The following is a 6,373-nucleotide window of genomic DNA, read 5'->3' as shown; positions in this document are numbered from 1 at the left end:
GGGGGCTCCGGGGGGGGGGGCCCGCGGGGCCTCGCCCCCCCGGGGGGGGGGGGGGGGGCCCCCCGGGCCGGGCGCCCCCCCCCGCCTCCCGCAGCCGTTCGTTGAGTTCAGCCAGCCGCCGGTCGGCGGCAAACATGCGTTCCTGCACTGCGCTGCAACGGCTTTCGAGATCGCGCAGCTCGTCCTGCAGTCGGGTCTCGTCGGTGCGCAGGCGCGCCAGTTCGACGGTGAGATCGTCGTGCCGGACGGCCGCGCGGCCCGCGGCCTCGTGGCGCTCGGTGGCGGCGTTCAGCGCGGCGGCCAGCTCGGCCCGGTCGCCGTCGCCGCCGCGCTCGATCAGCACCTCGATCTGGCGCTCCAGCTCGGTGCAGCGGGCCAGTGCCCGGTCGCGGACGGTCTCGGCGGCGCGTTCGTCGGCCACCGCCTGCTCCTCGTCGGCCCGGGTGGCGGCGGCATCGGCCGGGCGGGCGGGCGTGGGATGCTCGAGGGCGCCGCAGACCGCGCACGGCTGGCCCTCGGCGAGGGCACCGGCCAGCTCGGCGGCCATTCCGGCGAGCCGCCGCTCCCGCACATCGAGCGTGTGTTCCCGGGCGTCGACGTGTGCGGACCGGGCCGTCTCGTAGTCGGTGCGGGCCTGTGCCGATTCCTTCCGGCGCCGGACCAGGTCGATCGCGGCGGAGGCGGCGGTGCGCAAGCGCTCGCACTCGGCGGCCAGCCCCGGCAGCCCCGCCATCGCGTCGGCCGCCTCGCGCAGCCGCACCTCGGCCGTCCGGATGGACTCGGGCAGTTCGGCACGCCGGACCGACAGCTTCTCGGTGCGACCGGTCAGCTCCGCGTATTCGGTACGCAGACTTGCCAATTCGGCCGACAGCGCGCTCGCCGACTCGGCATCGGCCCGCACCTCGTCCAACGCCCCGATCTGCGCCGACCACCGCCGCACCGCCGACTCCAAACGAGATTCGACGGCGGAGCCGGACATCTTCTCGGCCTGATCGACTTCCGACTCCAGGCGAGATCCGGCGGCGGAGCCGGACATGGCGTCAGCAGCACCGACTGCGGACTCCAGGCGGGGTCCGACGGGCTGGCCGGGCATCGGCCCCGTCGGATCATCGGACGGCCCCACCGCGGGCATGGGCCTAGCAGGACCGGCTACCGACCCCAGGCGCAACCCGGCGGCCGACCCGGACATCGTTTCGGCCCGATCGACTGCCGACTCGGGATGGGATCCGGCAGCCAGGCCGGGCATGGTCTCGGCCGGGTCGTCGGAGGGTCCCGCCGCGGGCTTGGCCGCGGCCGGATCGTCGGAAGGGCCTACCGCCGACACGGCCTCGGCTCGATCGACTGCCGAAGCCAGGTGCAATTCGACGGACAGGCGGGACTCGGTCTCGGCCGGACCGTCGGAGGGTCCCGCCGCGGGCTTGGCCTCGGCCGGATCGTCGGAAGGCCGCGGCGCGGGCATGATGCTTTCGAGCGAGAACAGTTCCAATTCGACAGGCTCGTCCAGGGACGTGACCTGCTCGACCGGGTCCACCGCCTGCGGGGAAGGAGTCCCGATCCGCTCAGCCCGGCCCGCCTGCTCGGGCAGACTCCCAGTCCGCTCAGCCCGGCCCGATTGGTCGAGCGGACTGGCGGGCTGCTCGGACAGACCCGCAACCCGCGTGGGCCGGGCGCTGTTGTCCGGCGCACCCGAGCCCGCTGCGGGAATCGCGTCCTGTGCCTCGGACGCCACTACGGTCAGGTCGTCGGCCAGGTCGGTGCCGGACAGCTCGCTGTCGGCCAAGTCGGCTGCGGCCCAGCCGGTTCCCTCGAGTTCCAGGCTCGGAGGTTCCAGGAGGCGGGCGGCCAGGCGCTCGGCGGTCGCCCGGGCCTCGTCGGTGCGGCGCCGCAGTAGCACCGCGGCCGAGCGCGCCTCGGTGAGGGCCGCGGCGACCGGTTCGGCGCGGCGGGACCGGTCGAGTTCGGTGGTCAGTTGCGCGCGGCGGTCGGCACCGGCGGCGTAGTCGTCGAGCTGGGCGCGGGCGGCCGTCAGCCGGCGTCGCAGCTCCTGTAGGCGGCGCTGCTGCTCGGCGGCGGTCTGGGCGCGGGCCGAATCCCGCTGGCAGCGTTCGAGTTCCGTGGCCGCCGCGGTCAGGTCGGTGCGGGCCGTCGCCAGCAGGCGCTGCGACCAGTCGACCGCCTCCAGCGGGCCGACCGTTTCGGTGGCTCCGGCACCGGCGGCGACCCCCACCTGAGCGATCAGGCGGTCGATGCTCAGCCGTTGCGCCTCGAGCTCGGCCCCGCTCTCCCGCCGCCGCTGCGCCAGCCACTGCTCGGCGGTACCGAAACGCTCTGTGTCGAAAAGCTTTTCGAGCAGCTTCTCGCGATCCTCGTTGTCCGCCTGCAGGAATCGCGCGAAATCGCCCTGCGGCAGCAGCACCACCTGGAAGAACTGGTCGGCGCTCATGCCGAGCAGGCGATTCACCTCGTCGCCGATATCCGGTATGCGAGAAAGGTTCCGGCCGCGCCCGTCCAGCCACTCCAGGGTGGCGGCGGCCTGTTCGGTGGCCCAGCCGGTGCCGCGCTTCTTCGGCCGCTGGAACTCCGGCGAGCGGGTCAGCCGCAGGCGGCGCCCGCCGAGCGTCGCCTCGAGCACGACCCGCGGCGGCGTCTGCGGGTCGGCGTGATCGGAGTGCAGCCGCTTGCTCTCCCCGCGCGCCCCGGGCACCCGGCCGTAGAGCGCGAACGCGATCGCGTCGAGCACGGTGGTCTTGCCCGCGCCGGTCTGCCCGTGCAGCAGGAACAATCCGTCGGCGCCCAGCTCGTCGAAGTCGACGGCGGCGGTATCGGCGAAGGGACCGAACGCCGTCATCTCCAGCCGATGCAGCCTCATGCGCGGCCTCCGGTGGACGGCACCGGATCGACTGCGGGCTCACTCATGCCGAGAGCTCGCCGGTGACGGGCGCGGCCGCCTCGGACTCGCGTTCGGCGACCGCCGCGACCAATGCGCGCTCCACCCACTGCATTTCACCCGCCGTCGGTTCGCCACGGACGTCGGTGAGGAAGCTGCGGGCGACCTCGGTATCGCGTCGGCCGTGCACCCGCTCACGGTAGCGCAGCTCCGGATTGCCCTCGGGCCGAGACCATTCCACGTGCACCGCGTGCGGGAATCGCGTGCGCAGGCGGCGTAGCGCATCCACCGGGCGGGCGTGATCGGTCAGCGTCGCCGAGACGTAGTGGTCCTCGGCCGCGGCGTGCGCCGGATCGTCGAGCAACTCCTCGAGGGTGCCGGTGAGCTGCGACAGGGCGCGCACCTGAGGCAGATCGTGGCGCACGACCTCCGTGAGTCCGTCGGCGTCGAAGTCGAGGATCCAGACGGCCTTGCGATGGGAGCGCTCGGCGAACGAATACGGCAGCGGCGAACCGGAATAGCGCACCGATTCCGACAGCGTCTGCGGCGAATGCAGATGGCCCAGCGCCACGTAGTCGATCCCGTCGAAGGCGCCCAGCGGCACCGTCTCCACACCGCCGACCGAGATCGACCGCTCCGACCCCGTCGCCTCGCCGCCCACCACGAACGCGTGCGCCAGCACCACCGACCGCGGATTGCCGCGGTCGCCGAGATCGGTCCGGATGCGCGCCATCGCCGCGTCGAGAATCTCGGCGTGCGAACGCGCCTGCGGCACCTCGAGTTCGGCGCGGGTGATCTCCGGCTCCAGATACGGGATGCCGTAGCAGGCGATGTCACCGAACTCGTCGGACAGCAGCACCGGCCGCCACATATCGGCCACCGCGGTGCGCAGATGCAGCCCACCGGCCGCCGCGAAGCTGCCGAGCGCGCCCAGCCGGGTCGGGGAATCGTGGTTGCCGGAGGTTGCCACGATCACCGCGCCCGCCGCGCGGATCGCCTCGAATCCGTGGTTGCACACCGCGATCGCGTCGGCGCTGGGAATCGATCGGTCGTACACATCTCCCGGAAGCAACACCACCTCGACCCGCTCGGCTGCCACGAGCTCGGCAATCGATTCCAGCGAACGAGCCTGGTCGGCAAGCAGATCGACGCCGTGGAAGGTGCGCCCGATATGCCAGTCCGACGTATGCAGCATCCGCATGCCGCGAAACCGTAGCCCCTCCCACCGACACAGACGAAACCGCCAGGCCGCACGGCCGCCGACCTGTCCCAAAATCGCCACCGCCGCACGGGTCCCGCCTGCCGTTTGCCCGCTTCCTCGTTCTTGTCGGTGGGATGGGGCACTATCAGCACCTATGACCGCACCGATGCTGTTTGCGCTGCTGTTGGTGTTCGCCGCCGGGTTCGGACTGGGCTGGCTGGGCCATGCCGCGCGGGCGGGTCAGCGCGCGGCCGCGGCCGAGGCGCAGCTGGCGGCGCTGCGCGATAACGAGAGAACGCTGCGGCAGTCGTTGAGCGCGGCGAACGAGGATGCGGCACGCCGCAATTCACATGCGGTCGGCACACTCGTGGAGCCGCTGCGCGAGGCTGTCGGTGCGTTGAATCAGCACCTCCAGCAGGTCGAGCACAATCGCATCAACGCCTATTCCGGCCTGCGCGAACAGGTGGCGGGCATGCAGCGCGTCTCGCATCAGCTCTCCTCGCAGACCGGGCAGCTGGTGTCGGCGCTGCGGGCGCCGCAGGTGCGCGGCCGCTGGGGTGAGATCCAGCTGGAGCGGGTGGTGGAGCTGGCCGGAATGTCGCGGCACTGCGATTTCGACACTCAGGTGAGCCGCGCGGGGCACGACGGCGGGGTGCGGCCCGATCTGGTGGTGCGGCTGGCGGGCGGCCGCCAGATCGTCGTCGATGCCAAGGTGCCGCTGACGGCATATCTGGACGCCACCGCCGAGGACGATCCGCGGCCACGTGGCGAACACCTGGCTCGGCATGCCAAGCATCTGCGCGCACATGTCGATCAGCTGGCCGACAAGGCGTACTGGACGGCGTTCGACCCCTCCCCGGAGTTCGTGGTGCTGTTCGTCCCCGGTGACCCGTTCCTGGACGCCGCCCTGTCGGCCGATTCGGGTCTGCTCGAGTACGCATTCGGCCGGAATGTGATCCTCGCGACCCCGACGACGCTGATCGCGCTGTTGCGGACCGTCGCGTTCGGCTGGCGGCAGGAGGCGCTGTCCCGCGATATGGCTACGGTTCAGCAACTGGGGCGGGAACTGTACGCGCGCTTGCACACGACCGGCCGCCATCTGGACCGGCTGGGCGCGCAACTGGGCAAGGCCGTGGACGCGTTCAATCACACGGTCGCGACCGTGGAGTCGCGGGTGATGGTCACGGCCCGGCGGCTGCACGAGTTGGAGATCGGGGATCGGGAGGTGCCGGCAATCGGCCGGGTGGAGGCCTGGCCACGCGCGGTGGGACTGGCCGAGACCAGCGAGTAAGCCCTCCATCCGCCCGGCGTCGAGACAGGTTTCGGCCGCGGCAGATAGTGTGCTTTACGTGGCAGCTACCCAACGCGAGCGATCCGAGGTGCCCGCATCGCACCGCTCGATCATCCCGTCGGTGCCCGGTGTCCCCGCCGGTGCGGCGGTGTTGATCGCAGTGGCCTGCACTTTTATCGGGTTCTTCATTGATGCAGGCAGCAGCGGCAAGGAGCTGACCCGGACGTTCTCGGTCTGCTACATCGTGGGCTGTGTGCTGGCGGCGCTGGTGGTTCGCTACCGCGGCCTGTTCACCACCATGGTGACGCCGCCACTGCTGTTGTTCGTGTCGGTCCCGCTGGCCTATCAGCAACTGCTGGGCCGGACGTCGACCTCGGTGAAGGACATCCTGCTGAATCTGGCGATTCCGCTGGTGAACCGGTTTCCGACGATGGCGTTGGCGACGGTTCTGGTGCTGCTGATCGGCGGCGGCCGCGTGCTGATGCATCGACGGGAGGCGCAGGACACCGGCGGCGATCGAGTCCGCAGAAGCACGACTCGCGGGCCGCGTCCCGGCGATCGTGCCCGCCGGACCCGCACGGCCGCCCAGTCCGACACGCTGCGCCGCCGTGCGCGCTCCTCACGACCGGCCGCGGCCGATGCGGACGCCGACCCCGCCCCCGCGCGGCCGAATCGCCGGACCTCCGGACGGGTCGCGGAGCGCCCGCCCCGCGTCTCCCCCGCCCCGGCGTATCCGCGAGCCTCCGATCGCGCCGCGGCGGCCGATCAGCCCGCCCGGCGCGCCCGTCCGCAACGCAACGGAGACGTCCCGCCGCATCCGCGCCCGAACGTCCGCTATCGCGACCGCGATTCCGGCCGCATCGAGCGCTGACATACGGCAGCCGCGAGTTCGCCCGGTGCATCGTCCCCACACGAGTTGATCGCACCTCCCGCGAACATCGTTACGCACCAACCACATTCGAGGTGCTCCGCCGCCCAACCTCATTTCCGGCAA

4 protein-coding genes are annotated in these 6,373 nt (G+C 71.9%); 2 read left to right on the top strand and 2 right to left on the bottom strand.

Annotation, left to right across the window (positions count from 1 at the left end; translation table 11 throughout):
- Positions 1-2,869, bottom strand: a 2,869-nt coding sequence (locus QH290_RS10465; RefSeq protein ID WP_280382702.1) for an AAA family ATPase, incomplete at its 3' end; no start/stop codon positions are given.
- Between the two features lie 43 nt (positions 2,870-2,912).
- Positions 2,913-4,088 (bottom strand): exonuclease SbcCD subunit D, encoded by a 1,176-nt coding sequence (locus tag QH290_RS10460; RefSeq protein WP_280382701.1) that lies wholly within the window; start codon positions 4,086-4,088, stop codon positions 2,913-2,915.
- A gap of 154 nt (positions 4,089-4,242) precedes the next feature.
- Here QH290_RS10460 and QH290_RS10455 point away from each other — a divergent pair, with 154 nt between their 5' ends.
- Both QH290_RS10455 and QH290_RS10450 read left to right on the top strand, forming a co-directional pair.
- Positions 4,243-5,379, top strand: coding sequence for a DNA recombination protein RmuC (locus QH290_RS10455; RefSeq protein ID WP_280382700.1), 1,137 nt, complete (start codon positions 4,243-4,245; stop codon positions 5,377-5,379).
- A 58-nt stretch (positions 5,380-5,437) separates the two neighbouring features.
- A complete protein-coding gene (locus QH290_RS10450; RefSeq protein WP_280382699.1) occupies positions 5,438-6,250 on the top strand; it encodes a DUF6542 domain-containing protein in 813 nt (270 codons plus the stop codon).
- Positions 6,251-6,373: the final 123 nt, after the last annotated feature.

The organism is Nocardia wallacei, assembly GCF_029869545.1.
Classification (GTDB): Bacteria; Actinomycetota; Actinomycetes; order Mycobacteriales; family Mycobacteriaceae; genus Nocardia; species Nocardia wallacei_A.
This window is presented reverse-complemented; position numbering and strand designations above follow the sequence as displayed.